15 protein-coding genes are annotated in these 15,938 nt (G+C 62.2%); 2 read left to right on the top strand and 13 right to left on the bottom strand.

Annotation, left to right across the window (positions count from 1 at the left end; genetic code table 11):
- Positions 1 to 2 precede the first annotated feature (2 nt).
- The 5 genes from G8E03_RS07220 to G8E03_RS07200 all read right to left on the bottom strand — a co-directional run bounded on the left by G8E03_RS07220 (position 3) and on the right by G8E03_RS07200 (position 5,783).
- Complete coding sequence (locus tag G8E03_RS07220) at positions 3 to 1,166, bottom strand: acyl-CoA dehydrogenase family protein (RefSeq protein WP_166190195.1); 1,164 nt, start codon at positions 1,164 to 1,166, stop codon at positions 3 to 5.
- 159 nt (positions 1,167 to 1,325) lie between these two features.
- On the bottom strand, positions 1,326 to 1,961 hold the full coding sequence (locus tag G8E03_RS07215; protein WP_166190193.1) for a 3-oxoacid CoA-transferase subunit B: 636 nt from the start codon (positions 1,959 to 1,961) through the stop codon (positions 1,326 to 1,328).
- Positions 1,958 to 2,623: a CoA transferase subunit A gene (locus G8E03_RS07210; RefSeq protein ID WP_205793308.1), complete on the bottom strand. Its 666-nt coding sequence runs from the start codon at positions 2,621 to 2,623 to the stop codon at positions 1,958 to 1,960. Before G8E03_RS07210 ends, G8E03_RS07215 begins: the two co-directional genes overlap by 4 nt.
- 10 nt (positions 2,624 to 2,633) lie before the next feature.
- Positions 2,634 to 4,502, bottom strand: coding sequence for a TRAP transporter permease (locus G8E03_RS07205; RefSeq protein ID WP_240910448.1), 1,869 nt, complete (start codon positions 4,500 to 4,502; stop codon positions 2,634 to 2,636).
- 153 nt (positions 4,503 to 4,655) lie between these two features.
- Positions 4,656 to 5,783: a TAXI family TRAP transporter solute-binding subunit gene (locus G8E03_RS07200; protein ID WP_166190187.1), complete on the bottom strand. Its 1,128-nt coding sequence runs from the start codon at positions 5,781 to 5,783 to the stop codon at positions 4,656 to 4,658.
- 195 nt (positions 5,784 to 5,978) lie between these two features.
- On the opposite strand from G8E03_RS07200, the gene G8E03_RS07195 reads away from it, so the two are divergent.
- Together G8E03_RS07195 and G8E03_RS07190 are read left to right on the top strand one after the other, a co-directional pair.
- On the top strand, positions 5,979 to 6,905 hold the full coding sequence (locus tag G8E03_RS07195; protein ID WP_166190185.1) for a LysR family transcriptional regulator: 927 nt from the start codon (positions 5,979 to 5,981) through the stop codon (positions 6,903 to 6,905).
- A 111-nt stretch (positions 6,906 to 7,016) separates the two neighbouring features.
- A complete protein-coding gene (locus G8E03_RS07190) occupies positions 7,017 to 8,147 on the top strand; it encodes a CaiB/BaiF CoA transferase family protein (protein WP_166190183.1) in 1,131 nt (376 codons plus the stop codon).
- Here G8E03_RS07190 and G8E03_RS07185 read toward each other — a convergent pair.
- From G8E03_RS07185 to G8E03_RS07150, 8 genes are read right to left on the bottom strand one after another with little or no spacing between them, the layout of a single operon-like run.
- Positions 8,144 to 9,574, bottom strand: a complete 1,431-nt coding sequence (locus G8E03_RS07185; RefSeq protein ID WP_166190181.1) for a hypothetical protein — start codon at positions 9,572 to 9,574, stop codon at positions 8,144 to 8,146. The genes G8E03_RS07190 and G8E03_RS07185 overlap by 4 nt on opposite strands.
- A 16-nt stretch (positions 9,575 to 9,590) precedes the next feature.
- Positions 9,591 to 10,352, bottom strand: a complete 762-nt coding sequence (locus G8E03_RS07180; RefSeq protein ID WP_166190179.1) for an enoyl-CoA hydratase/isomerase family protein — start codon at positions 10,350 to 10,352, stop codon at positions 9,591 to 9,593.
- Entirely contained in the window at positions 10,349 to 11,215 is an 867-nt protein-coding gene (locus G8E03_RS07175) for a MaoC/PaaZ C-terminal domain-containing protein (RefSeq protein ID WP_166190177.1), read from the bottom strand. The genes G8E03_RS07180 and G8E03_RS07175 overlap by 4 nt, the downstream gene beginning before the upstream one ends.
- Before the next feature lies 1 nt (position 11,216).
- Positions 11,217 to 13,298 (bottom strand): acetate--CoA ligase family protein, encoded by a 2,082-nt coding sequence (locus tag G8E03_RS07170; RefSeq protein ID WP_166190175.1) that lies wholly within the window; start codon positions 13,296 to 13,298, stop codon positions 11,217 to 11,219.
- On the bottom strand, positions 13,295 to 14,440 hold the full coding sequence (locus tag G8E03_RS07165; RefSeq protein WP_166190173.1) for a thiolase: 1,146 nt from the start codon (positions 14,438 to 14,440) through the stop codon (positions 13,295 to 13,297). Before G8E03_RS07165 ends, G8E03_RS07170 begins: the two co-directional genes overlap by 4 nt.
- Entirely contained in the window at positions 14,437 to 14,811 is a 375-nt protein-coding gene (locus G8E03_RS07160) for a Zn-ribbon domain-containing OB-fold protein (protein ID WP_166190172.1), read from the bottom strand. Before G8E03_RS07160 ends, G8E03_RS07165 begins: the two co-directional genes overlap by 4 nt.
- Entirely contained in the window at positions 14,808 to 15,242 is a 435-nt protein-coding gene (locus G8E03_RS07155; RefSeq protein WP_166190170.1) for a PaaI family thioesterase, read from the bottom strand. The genes G8E03_RS07160 and G8E03_RS07155 overlap by 4 nt, the downstream gene beginning before the upstream one ends.
- Positions 15,239 to 15,883, bottom strand: a complete 645-nt coding sequence (locus G8E03_RS07150; RefSeq protein WP_240910447.1) for an acyl-CoA dehydrogenase family protein — start codon at positions 15,881 to 15,883, stop codon at positions 15,239 to 15,241. The genes G8E03_RS07155 and G8E03_RS07150 overlap by 4 nt, the downstream gene beginning before the upstream one ends.
- Between the last annotated feature and the right edge of the window lie 55 nt (positions 15,884 to 15,938).

Raw genomic sequence — 15,938 nt, 5'->3', positions numbered from 1 at the left:
TCCTAGAAGCTGCGGGGCATACCGAGGATATGTTCGGCCACATAGGACAGGATCAGATTGGTGGAGATCGGCGCGACCTGGTACAGCCGCGTTTCACGGAACTTGCGCTCGACATCGTATTCCTCCGCGAAGCCGAATCCGCCGAATGTCTGCATCGTGGCGTTCGCGGCCTCCCATGAGGCATCGGCGGCCAGCAGCTTCGCCATATTGGCCTGCGCGCCTGCGTCCTGAACCGCATCGAACCGGCGGCACGCCTCGAACCGCATCAGATTGGCAGCCTCCAGATGGGCGAAGGCCTTGGCCAGCGGGAACTGGATGCCTTGGTTCTGTCCGATGGGCCGGCCGAAGACCTCACGCTCCGAGGCGTATTGCGTGGCCTTGTCGATGAACCAGTACCCGTCACCGATACATTCCGCCGCGATCAGCGTCCGCTCGGCGTTCAGCCCGTCGAGGATGTAGCGAAAGCCCTTGCCCTCCTCACCGATCAGGCTTTCGGCGGGGATTTCCAGATTGTCGAAGAACAACTCGTTCGTCTCATGCCCGACCATGTTCGAGATGGGTTTGACCTCCATCCCCTTGCCGATCATCTGGTCCAGCTCGACGAGGAAAATGGAAAGCCCCTCGGACTTGCGCTTGACCTCGGCCAGTGGCGTGGTGCGGGCCAGCAGGATCATCAGGTCGGAATGCTGGATACGGCTGATCCAGACCTTCTGACCGTTGACGACATACCTGTCGCCCTTGCGCACAGCGGTGGTCTTCAGCTTCGTCGTATCGGTTCCGGTCGTAGGTTCGGTCACGGCCATGGATTGCAGGCGCAACTCACCCGATGCGATCTTGGGCAGGTACTTCGCCTTCTGCTCGGCCGATCCATGGCGCAGCAACGTGCCCATGTTGTACATCTGCCCGTGACAATGGCCGGCATTGCCGCCCGCGCGGTTGATCTCCTCCATCACGATGGACGCCTCGGTCAGCCCCAGGCCCGATCCGCCGAACTCCTCGGGGATCATCGCGGCCAGCCAGCCTGCCTGCGTCAGGGACGTCACGAATTCCTCGGGATATGTCTCCGCCGCGCCGTGCTTGCGGTGATATTCGGCGGGGAATTCCGCACATAGTGCGCGCAATGCATCGCGCAGGTCGTCATGGGACTCGGGGGCGCTGGTTTTCACAAGGCTCTCCTAAATTTTATCTGTGCCCGAAGGCGGTTGTCACTCGGCCGCAAGGCCGCGATTTCTTAGAATCTTACTGTCGGTGCGAACGATGTCCCGTCCGCCAGGCTCCACCCGATATCGGGCGGGATTTTTCTTGCGCTTGCTCATCTCTGCCCTTCAGGAATGAATTTTTGCGTCGGTCAGGGCCTGCACTTCTTCGAGCGTGTTGCCCGGTGTCAGTTCGACCAGACGAAAACCCTCGGGCGCCAGATCCAGAACAGCAAGGTCGGTGTAGACGCGACTGACGATACCCAGACCGGTCAGCGGATAGGTGCAGCTGCGCAGCAGTTTCGGTGTGCCGTCACGGTTCGTATGCCTCATCATGACGAAGATCGTCGGAACCCCGACGACCAGATCCATCGCACCGCCAACTGCAGGCGGAAACTTCTCATCCAGTGTCGCCCAGTTCGCGATATCGCCGTTTTCCGCCACCTGATAGGCGCCGAGGACCGCGATATCTATATGCCCGCCACGCATCATCGCGAAGCTGTCGGCATGCTCGAAAAACGCGGCACCGGGGGCCGTCGTGATGTAGCGTTTGCTGGCGTCGATCATCTCGAAATCTTCCTCGCCCTCAGGCGGGGTCGGGCCGACGCCGATAATGCCGTTCTCCGAATGATAGATGATTTCGCGCCCCTCGGGGACGTAGCTGGACACGTGGGTCGGCTTGCCGATCCCCAGATTGACGTAGGAGCCGTCGGGAATGTCGCGCGCAACCCGCGCCGCCAGTTGAGCGTCGGTGAGACTGTTCATGGCCGTACCCCATATTCCACCACGCCCTGCACAAAGATGCCCGGCGTCACCACCCGTTCCGGGTCGAGCGGCACGTCGGAAAGCTTCCGCACCTCCGCGACTGCGTATTTCGCAGCGGACGCCATGACCGGATTGAAGTTTCTTGCGGTGCCGTGGAACGTCAGATTGCCCCACTTGTCTGCGCGGTCGGCCCGCAACAACGCGACATCGGCGTGCAGGGGCATTTCCATGACATAGCCGCGTCCGTCGATGACCCGCGTTTCCTTGCCCTCCGCCAGCAATGTGCCATAGGCGGTCGGCGTCAGAAATCCGCCGATCCCGGCGCCGGCGGCACGAATGCGTTCGGCCAGCGTGCCCTGTGGCACGACCTCCAGCTCGATCTCTCCCGCCTCATAGCGCCGCTCGAACCAGATGGACCCAGGGGAACGGGGATAGGAGCAGATGACCTTTGCCACGCGCCCTTCCTTCAGCAGCTTCGCGATCCCGGTTTCCTGCGCGCCGGCATTGTTGGAAATCACGGTCAGACCCTTCGCACCATGATCGAGCAGCGCGTCGATCAGGCCGAACGGGATGCCGGCGGACCCAAAGCCACCGATCATCAGCCGTGCGCCATCCTCGATCCTGGCAACTGCGGTCGCCAAATCAGGCAATCTCTTGTCCATCATACGCTCCTCACATGCCCTGTGCCGGCTTGCGCCGCTTCAGCATCAGGTTGACGGCGATCACGACGCCCAGAACGATCGCGCCCGCAATGCTGGTCAAAAGCTCCGGCACGATGATCAGAACACCCCCGGCGGCGAAGGCGATACGGCTGACCACGCCGATCCGTCCGACCTTGTATATCCAGCTTTCGAATGCGGAGGTAACCGCCCAGATCGCCACCGTCGTCAGGAAGATCCGCTCCACGATATTTATCGCCGTCCCCTCCATGATCAGGGCGGGGTCATAGACGAAGATGAAGGGCAGGACGAACAGCGGCAGTCCCAGCCGCATGGCGCGGAATCCCGTCTCCATCGGTTTGGAACCCGCGACGTTCGCGGCGGTAATCGCAGCCAGCGCGACCGGCGGCGTGATATAGGACAGCATGCCCCAGTACAGGATGAACAGGTGGCTCGCGATCGGGTTCAGCCCGGCCTGAACCAGCGCGGGCGCCAGCAGGATCGACAGGAAGATATAGCACGCCGTCACCGTCATCCCCATGCCCAGAACGAAGCTGGTCACAGCACCGGCGAGCAGCATCAGCGCGGTGTTCCCACCGGCATAGAGCAGCAGCTCACGGCTGAAGGCACCGGCCACCCCGGTATAGGATAGCCCCCCCACGACCAGGCCGATCCCGGCCAGGATCGCGACCAGCTTGCCCACGTTCAACGAGATATCGAGAAGCAGCGCCTTGCACCGCTGATAGGTCAGGCGCGTTTCCTTGCGAAAGGACGTCGCGACGATCATCACAATCGAGGCATAATAGGGTGAGCGCGACTCCATCCGCAGAACCATCAGCACGAAGATCAGCACCGCGAGGCTCAGCAGATAGGGCCAGCCCTTGGCCAGAACCGGCAGGATCTTCGGCGTTTCGGAGCGCGGCAGACCGTGCAGCCCGCGACGCGCGGCGTACATGTCCACCTGAAAAAGCAGTGCCACATAGAACAGAATCGCGGGGATCACGGCGGCAATCACGATGGTGGAATATTGCACGCCCAGAAACGATGCCATGACGAAGGCAACCGTGCCCATGACCGGCGGCATCAACGTGGCCCCGGTCGACGCACATGCTTCAACCGCCGCGGCATAGCTGGCAGGATACCCCACGCGCCGCATTGTCGGCACGGAAAACGGTGCGGATGTCAGAATGTTCGAGATGACGCTGCCCGACAGAGAGCCGAGAATGCCCGAACCGATGACCGCCACCTTGGCCGGGCCACCACGGCTGTGCCCCAACAGCGCGGAGGCAAGCTCCATGAAGAAGTCGCTGCCCTTGGTGATGACCAGAACCGAGCCGAAGATCACGAAGCCGATGACCAGTTCCGCGACCACCTGCATCGGGATGCCGATGATGCTCTCCACCCCCAGAACGTGCGCGCGAACCGTCTCGATCGCGGAAAACTGCGTTCCCCAAAGGAAACCCGGCATATGCCCGGCATAGAGCGGAAAGGTTCCGAACAGCAGCGCCGTGGCCAGCAGGACCGGTCCGCCAGCGCGGCGCACGCCTTCAAGCACCAGGAAAATCAGGATCGTGGCCATGATGTCCGCCATCAGCGGTGCATCGTATTCCCACCCGCGTGAGATGATATCGAGCCCGTGCAGCCCCAACCAACCGCCGCTGACCAGCGCGGCGATCGCAAGCACGACGTTGACCCAGTGCAAACGCCCGGCAAGGTTGCTGGAAATCGGCAGCGCCAGGAAGGTCACTGCCAGAAAAATCCCGATCAGATAATAAAGATAGGCATTCCCCAGCGGTTGAAAGCCGAACAGGTTCAGCAGGAATTGCTGGTTGACGGCCAACAGGACACCCAGCGCGCCCAACGCCATGACAGGCCAGCGCATGATCGCGCTGGGTCCTGATGACGCATTCGTCGCGAAATCGGGCGCGTCGGCGCCTGGGGAAGTGCTCTCTGATTTCATTAGACCGTCCCTGACCTACTGATGAACTGTCCCCCGGCGCCGAAACGCCGGGGGGTATCGCGACTTGGGTCTCGATCAGTTCAGCGAGGAAACGACCTCGGCGCGCCGTTCCATCCACGCGGCGGAGAAATCCTCCTCCGACATGTCGATGTTCTCATCGTGGAATTCTGCCCACGCCTCGCTGAGCGTATTCAGCCGCGTCACACGCTGCTCGTTCCACGCATCGTCTTCCTCAGTCCACACGCCGATTTCGCGCAGGTAGCGGATTGCACCCTCGTGAAACGGAATGTCGATGGCTGGACGGCCGGACCTGTCCAGCGACCAGCGGCTCATCGCGGCGGTGCCGTCCTTGTACAGATCATAGGTCTCGTCCAACGCCTTGATGAAGGCATAGACATCATCCTCACCCTTGTCGTCTGTGGTGGTGATGACGGGATAGCGATAGGCCGCCATCTTGGCGACTTCACCTTCGGGCAGGCCGGCGGCGACGTCCTCATCCGATGGCGTCATGATGGGAAGAACCTCAAGCAGCTGCGCCCACCCGGCTTCGTTATCCGCCTCAAGCGGGGCGTAGTGGATGCCGCGCGGGCTCTCGGCCAGTTCGTACAGTTGGCTGGTGGTCGGCGTCGTGCAGGTCGCGTCGGATTCGTTGCGCGTCATCGATGACATCGCCGCGCCATAGGTCGGGAACATGATGATTTCGACATCGTCGAGCGTCAGCCCGCCAAAGGCCAGAATTGCTTCGCACTTCACGTTCACCGACGGGTTGCCCGCGACGAAGGCGATACGCTTGCCGCGCGCGTCCTCGACCGTTTCAATACCGGCGTCGCCAGCAGCGATCAGCGTGAGGCCGGCAGGACGGCCTGCGATGGCGCGCAACTGGTGCGGACCCCATTCCGGCGTCGAGAAATCGAACGCTCCTTCGGAGACGAAGAAAGCCTCCGTTGCGAGGAATGCATAATCAGCCCGCCCCTGCAGCAGCGGCTGAAGGCGTCCGATGCTGCTGCCCGACGGCTGGATGCGAACGCGCGTGCCGAATTCACGTCCGAATGCGTCTGCAATCGCCGATGCCTCGGCATATCCGGCGGAACCGACATCATACGACGTCCAGACCATCGTATCGGGCAGTTCCTGTGAAAATGCGGGCAGCGCCGCACATGTCATGAGCGCGCCGATCGTGGAACGCAGGATATTTTTCTTCATGTTCATTCTCCCTATGGCGAAGGCCCTTGCCTGCACACTGTTCCGACCGGCCTGTTGACCGTATCCGAACAGCAAAGCGGTCATCCGAGCCCGGGACGGGCCGGAAAGCGGACTTGCCTTCCCGCCCACCGTGAAAGATGGTCATTCATGTAGCAAATGCATTATGGCTATATCAGAGATACATATGAGGCATGAATGGATTTCCGCCAACTCCGCAATTTCGTACAGATCGTGGAATTGAGCAGCATCACCGCCGCCGCTGACCGCCTTCATATCGCGCAACCCGCGCTGAGCCGTCAGGTCAAGGCGCTGGAGGCAGAACTGGGCGTTTCCCTGCTGCGCCGTCACGGGCGTGGCGTCATGCCGACGGAGGAGGGGCTGCGACTTGCCCGGCGGGCCTCCGTCATTCTGGAAAGCATGGAGGATCTGGTCGGTGAATTCTCGAGCAATAAGAAGACCCTGTCCGGTACCCTGACGCTGGGATTGCCACCCACTGTGGCGGAGGTTCTGGCAACCCACCTGATCGAGCGCGCCCTCGACCTGTACCCCGATGTGAACCTGCGCATCGTCTCCGGCTTCAGCGGCCACGTACAGGACTGGCTGTTGCGGGGTAAGATCGATCTGGGAGTAGCTTACGAGGGGCAGAAATCTCCATCAATCAAGACACAACCCATTATTTTAGAACAGCTTTTCCTGATCCAGGCCGCGCAGTTTTCAGACGGGGGGGATGGCACGCCCATCCTGGCTCAGGACGCGCTGCGTCTGCCCCTCATCCTGCCAAACCCGGAACACGGTCTGCGCGGGCGCGTCGAATCCATTGCGCAAAGCGAGAAGATCGACCTCAACGTCGTTCTGGAAATTGATATCCTGCCGACCATGCTGGCCTTTGTCGAGCGCGGCCTCGGCTCCACCGTTCTGCCTTTGGTCAGCGTCATTCATCAGGTCCGGGCGGGGACACTGATCGCCCGTCCGATCATCCGCAGAACGATTGACAGGACGCTGGTTTTGATGACCCCGCTCAACCGTCCCGGATCGCGCGTATCGTCAGAATTCTCGGCATTCCTTACCTCCGAGGTGCACCATTTGGTGACTTCGGGCCAGTGGCCTGGCACCACGCTCTGACAATCATGCCGAAAAGGCATTTCTGAAATTTCCAATTGGCCTTACAAGCATGGTTTCGCTTGGTTTAAGCTATCGCGATGGTCACGCAAGGCCGGCAGAAAGGAAGCTCACATGTCCAAAGGTCCGCTGGACGGCGTTCTCGTCGTGTCGATCGAGCAAGCGGTGGCCGCGCCATATTGCACCTCCCGTCTGGCCGATGCGGGGGCGCGTGTGATCAAGGTTGAGCGACCCGAAGGTGATTTCGCCCGGGGCTACGACCAAGCGGCGGATGGCGAAAGCAGCTATTTCCTCTGGCTCAACCGTGGCAAGGAATCCGTCGTGATCGACATGGACGACGCCACGGATCACAAGCTTCTGCTGGCGATGATCGACAAGGCGGATGTCCTAGTCCACAACCTCAAACCCGGCGCACTGGAACGCAAGGGGCTGGGCCCTGAGGCAATGCGACAGCGCAACGACCGCCTGATAACCTGCGGCATCAGCGGATATGGCGATACCGGCCCCTATGCGACGCGCAAGGCTTACGACCTGCTGATTCAGGCGGAATCCGGGCTTTGCTCCATCACTGGCGGGCCTGATGAACCGGCCCGTGTTGGCATCTCCATCGTCGATATCGCCAGTGGCGCCGCGGCGCAATCCGCGGTTCTGGAGGCATTGATCCAGCGGGGCATCACCGGACGGGGCTGCGACATCCGCATCTCCATGTTCGACGTGATCGCAGACTGGCTGTCGGTTCCGTACCTCCATGCCGCATCGGGGCAAACGCCGCAGCGCATCGGCCTGGCCCATCCGTCCATCTCGCCATATGGCGTGTTTACCACTGCGGACGGGCAGGATGTTCTGCTGTCGATTCAGAATGACCGGGAATGGACACTGTTCGCGCAGAAGGTTCTGGAGGCACCGGAGATGGCCTCCGATCCGCAGTTTGCCACCAACAAGGCGCGCCTCGCCAATCGTGCCATTGTGGATGCCACGGTTGCCGCCGCCATCGCGCGGCGCAGCAACGAGGAAATCACCCGCGTATTGCTGGATGCGAATGTGGCCTTCGCTGGGGTGAAGGACATGACGGGTCTGATCGCGCATCCCCACCTCGCCACGACCCGTACAGCCACGCCTGCGGGGGCCAACGTCACCCACCCGGCCGCACCCGCCATCATAGACGGCGCGCGTCGCGGTCAGAACGCCAGCATACCGGCACTCGGCGAGCATACGGCCAGCATCCGCGCCGAATTCGGCAGCTAGACCGCGCCCGTCAGCATCAGAGTGATCAGGAACGCGCACCACAACGTCAGGATAGTTAGGGAATAGGCCCTGTTCCACTTCAGGCCGATCAGGATTGGCGGGCGTTCGATTATGGCGGCGCAGAAGATGATTGTCGTGATGAACGGCGAAAGCCCGATCACGGTCGTCCATCCACCGATGATGGAAAACGCGATTGCCGCATCGCTCAACCCCGGCACGGCAAGCTGTGACGCGACCGCTCCCAGAACCGAAGCGGAGACGATGGGATTGATCCCCAAAAATGCCATGAGCACGATGCCGAACACGATGCAAAGCGCCAGGGAGATTGCACCCAAACCGAAATCCGCGATGATCAGGCGCAAAGATTCCACCGGGATTAGCGCCAACAACATGACGGACAGGAACCCGGCGGAGGCGAATACGCCGACCTCCCCCGCGGAATTGGGCAGCCGCTGCATGACGATTTTTCCGGCCTCACGCAGCCCCGCCCGGGGGGCAGTTCTGGTTGACCAGATGACCCAGAAAAAGGCGTAGGTCGGAATCAGCGTCATCAACCCTTCCTGAAAGCTCAACGGGAAGATTCCATGCACCACGAATATCAGCAGACCCAGCGCCAGCACATGCCCCACCAGCATCACCGCCCCCAGCCACGACCCCGCAGGCGGTTTTGGCCGTGCTACGGCAACCGTGCCGATCCTGCGCCGTTCGACCTGGTCGAAGCTCCAGCCGATCGCGATGAAGACGAACGACATAACGAACCCTACCGGACCGAAATCCAGATAGGTCAGTCCGGGCAGCGTGATCAGGATCACATTCGCGGAGAAGCCCAGCGGCGACCATAGCGATATCAGCCCGAACCCCCGCACGATCGCCAGCGTCATGCGCTTGAGCTTTACCTCCCGTATCGCGGCGGGCAGATTCAGGCTCGCCTCCGACTTCATGGAGCGGGTCGCCATATCGAGCAGCAGCGCAAGACCGCCGAAATTGATCAAAACACCGAACAAATGCCCCCCGAAGGTTAGCGCGATATAGCGCCGCGAGGCGGGCTGCCCGGTCAGATACGTGCCCGCCTGGATCACCTCGGGTGCCAGCGCCGCAGCGGAGCGCAGCGTGCCCATCATCGAGATCAGCGCCGCCAGAAACAGCATCCGTCCCAGCGCATCCAGCAAGACCTCGGTTGAAACACCCTTCCACAAGGCCAACGCAAACGTCGCGAGTGACAGCAGCACCGGAACCCACGTACCTACACTGAAGCGTCGCCATCCCATCGCCAGAAAAACAACCAGTGCCAGGTTCGCCACGATCGTAAGCCAGACAGACTCGACGAAGATCAATGTGACGCCCGCGAACATGACAAACGGCATCAGGCCACGATGCAGCGTGGTCAGGGCCCCGGCAAGGGATGTGGAGTTCTGTGGTTTCGGCATTTGCCCCCGCAGGCGCCTAACGCCCCTTGTAGTTCGGGGCGCGTTTTTCCAGGAATGCCGCGCGACCCTCGGCAGCGTCGGCGCTGTTTAGAAGAATCGGCTGCAAGCTATGCTCATAGTCCAGTGCGGCGCTAACGTCACGTGCGAACCAATCGTTGATGAACTGCCGTGGCAGCGGCGCACCGGCAGCTTCTTGCGCCGCGATTGTGCAGGCAAGCTCCAATGCGCCGCCGGCCTCGGCAACTTCATCGACAATGCCGATTGCCAACGCGTCCTCCGCCCCGATCGGCCGATTGTTCAGGATGATCCGGCGCGCCCGCGCCGGGCCGACCCGCGCAGGCAACGTTCCCAACAGGCCCATGTCGGGGATCAGCCCCACCTTGGTAAAGCTGGCCACGAATTTCGCATCGCGGGCCGCAACGACCGTAGGGCACGCCACTGCCACCGAGAAGCCACCCCCCGCAGCCCACCCTTCGACCGCCGAGACCAAGGGCTTGGAGAAGCGAACCATCCGCTCGACCATATCCTTGACGCATGCAAACCGTTCACGCTGTTCGGCCATGCTGCGATCACGCTGGTCGCGGACATCCCCGCCGGCCGAAAATTGCCCACCCGCACCGGTCAGCACGACGGCACGAATGGTATCGTCGCCCTCGGCCTGCGACAGCGCGGCCACTATGGCGCGACGCACTTCATGCCCGATCGGATTGCGGCGCTCGGGCTGGTTCAACGTAATGACCATCACGCCGGTGTCGCGTATGTCTGTCTTGACGGTCATGTCGCATCCCTCCTGAGCTTGAACAACCCGTTGCCGATGGCGATCTTGTCCCGTTCGACGACATGGGTTCGGAACGATCCGTCGTTCCAGATTTCCGTGCGTAGCGTCTCACCAGGAAAGACATGCGCGGTAAATCGTCCGTCCATCGAGCCGAAGCGTGTTGCATCATAGGAGCACAGAACCGCCAGCAAGGCATGCGCCGCCGCGCCAAAGGTACACAGCCCGTGCAGGATGGGGCGCTCGAACCCGGCCTTTTGTGCGACACGGGGGTCCATGTGCAGCGGATTCGTGTCGCCGTTCCAGCGATAGTAGAGCGCCTGCTCGGGTCGGGTCGGCGTTTCAAAGACATGATCCGGCGCGGTGTCGGGAACGCGGTGCGGCTCCTTCGCGGGGCCCGTCGGACCGCCGAACCCGCCATCGCCGCGCAGGAAGGTCGTGCCGCGACAGGTGGCGAGCAAGACCCCGGACCGCGCGTCATGGATTTCCTTTTGCGAATAGAGCAAGGCCCCCTTGCCCGCTCCCTTGTCGATCAGGCCGACAACGCGGGTCTTCGCCCGGATATGCCCTTCGGATGGCAACGGTTCGTGTATGGTCATGCCCTGCTCGCCGTGAACCAGTCGTAGCGCATCGACCCCGGTTTCAGGGTTGCCCAGCCAGAATCCGGGATGCCCCAGCACGTTCGCCATGGCAGGCATGGCCCGAACGTCGTCACCCAACGCGCCGGTATAGGCAAGTTGTTGCAGGTCCATCGGATCCTGACCTAGGCCGACGGACAGGCCATAATGCGCGACCTCACGAAGTCCGTAATGCTGTTCGACCTCGGGAATGTCGAAATTCATCAGGTGATCATAGTCGATCGCCATGTCAGCGGTCCTCCATTTCGATCACCGCGTCCAGCGCATAGGCCCCCTCGGCCAGGGCCAGCACAGGGTTGAGGTCGACCGAAACCAGACGATCCCCTGCCCCGGCAGCGAACATCGACAATTGCGACAGCATCTGCGCCAGCGCGTCGATATCCACCGCAGACTGCCCGCGCGCCCCCTTCAGGATCGAGGCCCCGCGAATGGAAAGGATCATCTCACGGGCCGATTCCGCATCGAACGGGCAGGCCTGAACGGCAACATCGTTGAGCAGCTCGACGAAGATGCCGCCAAGCCCGAAGACCGCCACCGGTCCGAATGCCGGGTCGCGGTTGATGCCCATCAGGCATTCGACACCCCCCGACAGTTGCTTGGCAACCAACATTCCGCTGACCTTGGCATCTGGTGCATGTTTCGCCACCGCCGCGCCGATATCGGTATAGGCTGCACGAACCGCATCGGCATCGCCAAGGTCCAGTTTGACCGCGCCGATATCGGATTTATGCAGGATATCCGGCGAGAGGATTTTCATTACCACCGGATATCCGAATGTCTCGGCCGCGGCGACGGCCTCCTCGACGGTTTGCACGGCCAGTTCCGGGGCGCAGGCAATACCGCACCCGGCGAGGATTTGCTTCGCGCCCGCTTCGTCCGGTGTGGTGTCGGGCAATGTTACCGGGGGCGCAGATGGGATGGTACGGGGTGCGGCCTGGCGGAAGCCGCAAATCGCATGGATCGCCCGCGCCGCGCGACACGGATCGTTGAAGATCAGAATGCCCTGATCGTCATATTCCTTGAGCACCTCCGGCTCTCCCAATGCGCAAAAGGCGATAATGCGGTCCGGGTATGCCTCACGCAGGGGTTTCACAGCCTTGAGGATGATATCCGACATCGCGGGGCTGCCCGCCACATAGGTAAAGAAGCACAGCACCGCGCCATAGCCCCCTTCCTCCAGTGCGGCACGGGTGAACTTCTCCAACAAGGACGGATCGTTCAGCGCCTGCGCCGTACAGTCGAGAGGATTGACCGGGGAGCCATAGGGCAGCACAGCCTTGAGGCGGGTCTGCGCCTCGGTCGGCATGGGTGGCATCGCGAAACCGATCCGCTCCGCCTCGTCACTAATGACGATGCCGGCACCCCCGCTGACGGTGATGACACCGAACGTATCGCGGGTGGGGAAGATCTTTTTGGAGGCGACATAGGCAATGTCCATCATGGCCTCGGAATCGCGGACGATAATGGCACCATGTGCCCTCAGCACTGCATCAGCGACGACCGCATCCCCGGTCAGCGAGGCCGTGTGCGAAGCGGCGGCCTGCGCCCCCACGATGGAGCGCCCGGATTTCAGGGCAATCACGGGCTTGCCAGCCGCGCGTGCCGCGTCGAGCGCGTCCAGCAGGGCGGGCGCATCGTTGACGGCCTCCATGTAGGTGCAGATCACGTCGATGCCGTCGCTCTGCGCCATCCACCGGATCGCATCCGCGACGGTGATGTCCGCCTCGTTCCCCGTGGTCATCAGGATCGAGGATCCCAGCCCCCGATCCCGCGCCAAGGCACCTAGATGCGCCCCGAATGCACCGGACTGGCTGGCGATGCCGATATTGCCGGGCAATGGATACCCGGTGTCGAGAGAGGACGAAAACGTGCCATAATAACCGATATCCACATTGTAGACGCCCAGCGTATTCGGCCCCAGCAGGCGCATTCCGCAGGATTTCGCCAAGGCCACCAACTCACGCTGCGCGGCCTCGCCCTCCTCCCCGGTTTCTGCGAAGCCGGCGGAAAACAGCGTCGCGGCCTTGCACCCCTTGCGGCCCAGCGCCACGATCGTTTCGGGCACCAGCTTTGCCGGGACGGCGATCAGGGCGGCATCCGGCGCAACCGGCAATGCGTCTATATCGGCATAGCAGGGCAATCCCTGCACGGTTTCCCGCTTGGGGTTCACGGGCAAGATGCGGCCCTTGTATCCGGCCTTCAGCATCGCCGCGATGGGGCGGCCCCCGATGCGGGTGACATCCTCTGACGCCCCGATCACCGCAACGGATCGGGGGGTCAGCAATCCATCCACATGGCTTAGGTCCGTCATAATGCAGCCTCCGACCCCAGGATGGCGGTGCACTGGCTGGACAACGTGCCGCCGTTGCCGTGACACAGGGCCAGATTGCAGTCGTCGACCTGACGCTCCCCCGCGGTGCCGCGTATCTGCTCCACCGCCTCCGCGATCAGGAACAGGCCGTACATACCCGGATGGACGCAGGACAATCCCCCGCCATTGGTATTCACGGCCAGTTCGCCGCCGGGTGCGATGCGGCCATCCTCGACGAACCGCCCGCCCTCGCCCTTGGGGCAAAAGCCGAGGTCCTCGAGGAACAGGATCGTGTTGATCGTAAACGCGTCATACAGCATTACGAGGTCCAGATCGGAGCGTTGCACGCCCGCCATCTCGAACGCGCGCGGGCCACTGTCCACGGCCGCCGTGGTGGTCAGATCCGGCATTGCAACGATGGAGCGGTGATAATTCGCAGCGCCCGCGCCCATGAAATAAACCGGTTTCGCGTGGTGATCCTTGGCGCGATCCGCGCGGGTCAGGATGACGGCGGCGGCCCCGTCCGTCACCAGACAGCAATCCGCCTTGGTCAATGGGTCCGAGATCATCCGCGAAGACAGCAACTCATCCTTCGTCAGCGGCCCCCGGGCGAAGGCCTCGGGGTTCAGGTTCGCCCATCCGCGCGCCGCCAGTGCGACATCGGCCAGTTGTTCACGCGTGGTGCCGTACTGGTGCATATGCCGGCTGGCGGCCAGCCCATAGGCCGTGATCGGATGCCGGGGATTGTACGGCGTCTCATGCCATTGCGGCTCGCTCATCGACACGAGGCGCCCGCCCGCTGTGCGCTGGTTCGAGCCATAGCAAACCAGCGCCACGTCACACAGGCCCGCGTCCAGCGCCATCGTCGCCTGTAGCAGATGCAATTCAAAGCTGGAGCCGCCGACATTCGTGCCGTCGAAGAATTTCGGCTTCAGTCCCAGATATTCCACAACACTCATCGTCGGAAACGCGTGTGAGGATGTCGCCGCGAACACCGCGTCCACATCCTGCAACTTCAGGCCCGCATCGGCCACGGCCGCAACGGCGGCCTGTCCCAGCAGTTCCATTGCGGAATAGCCCGGTGCCTCTCCTATTCCGGCGGTGGCCATTCCGACGATGGCTGATTTTCCCCGCATGCTCATGCCGAGTCTCCTTTTGCCAGATCAAACACGACGCGCGGCGTCTCGCCTTCGCTCTCAATCCGCGCGGTCAGCCGGGATCCGATCTCGGCTGTTTCCACACCGGGCAGCGTGGACATCATGCGCACGCCCTCATCCAGATCGACCAGGGCCACGTTGCTCGATCCGCTGCGGGTACGGTTGACTGTGATCGCATAGAGCGTTCCACCTCCGCCTGACTCGACCCATTCCAGATCGGTCGCGCCGGTCGCGGTCGTTACGCGCGGATAGAACACGTATTCCCCGGTGGATTTCGCGCGTTGGATCATGAATTTCCCCTGTGCTAGGAAATCCTCGTATGTGGCCTGCGGGCCCTTGGTATCGGCGTGGGTCATTTGGATCGTTCCTCCGACCAGTTCAGGATCATGTGAGTTTGGGTGGTCACGGCGACGGCCTTGCCATCGCCGCGCGTCATTGTGATCTGCAACACGAAAGTCGTGCGCCCACGGTGCAGCGGCACGCAATGGGCCGTCACAATGTCGCCGACGCTGACGCTGCGCAGGAAGTTGGTCTTCGCCTCGACCGTCGTGTTGGATTTTTCCGCCGGAATATTGATGAAGACGAGTGTTCCGGCGGTATTGTCCGCCAGCGTCATCACCGCCCCGCCATGCAGCACGCCGTTACGATTGGTCAAATTGTCCGTCACCTTCATCCGGTAGACCACCTCGTCGGGGGTGGCGCTGACCAGCTCGATACCCGTTAGCACGGAATATGCGGATTGCGGCGGCATCTGGTCGAGCCTGCGTGGTGTGTTTTCGCTGCTCATGCCGCACGCTCCAACAGGGTGCGCTGACCCGGCTTGCGGTCCGGCGTGGCCACGGTGATGCCCGGCGTATCGGCTGGGACGAGGAAAGCGGTGACACCGTCGGCACCGGACTTGTCCGGGTCCGTCCGGGCAATCAGAGTGAAGACCCCGGCCTTCACCGCGTTCGTGATATAGCGTTTGGTGCCGTTGATGACGAAATCGGAGCCGTCGCGCCGGGCCGATGTGCGAATGCCCCCCGCGTCCGAACCGTTGTCAGGCTCGGTCAAGGCGAACGAAGTGATGACATCGCCCGCCGCGATACGATGCAGCCATTCGTCCTTTTGCTCGGGCGTGCCGTCCATGACGATGCCCTGTGCGCCGATCCCGACATTGGCGCCGATCAGCGACCGAAAGCTGAGAGAGGCATAGCACAGGGTTTCGATCAGCACCGCCTCCTGACTGGCACTGACACCGATGCCGCCGAATTCCTGCGGTGTCGACAGACCGAACAGGCCCATATCCTTCATTTCCGCGACGATCTCGGCAGGAATTTCGTTTTCCTCCTCAACCTGACGCTCGGCCGGTATCAGCCTTTCCTTCGCGAATCGGTCCACCGCCGTAACCAACTGCGTGAATACGTCCTCTTCCACACCTGTCAGCATTTTTGGCTCTCCTCCCCGAGGCGCGGAGTACGCACCTCTTGTCGCATCACTGAAA

The sequence above is a fragment of the Pontivivens nitratireducens genome, from assembly GCF_011290545.1.
Lineage (GTDB): Bacteria > Pseudomonadota > Alphaproteobacteria > Rhodobacterales > Rhodobacteraceae > Pontivivens > Pontivivens nitratireducens.
Note: the sequence above shows the minus strand (reverse complement) of the source record. Positions and strands in the feature narration are given on the sequence as shown.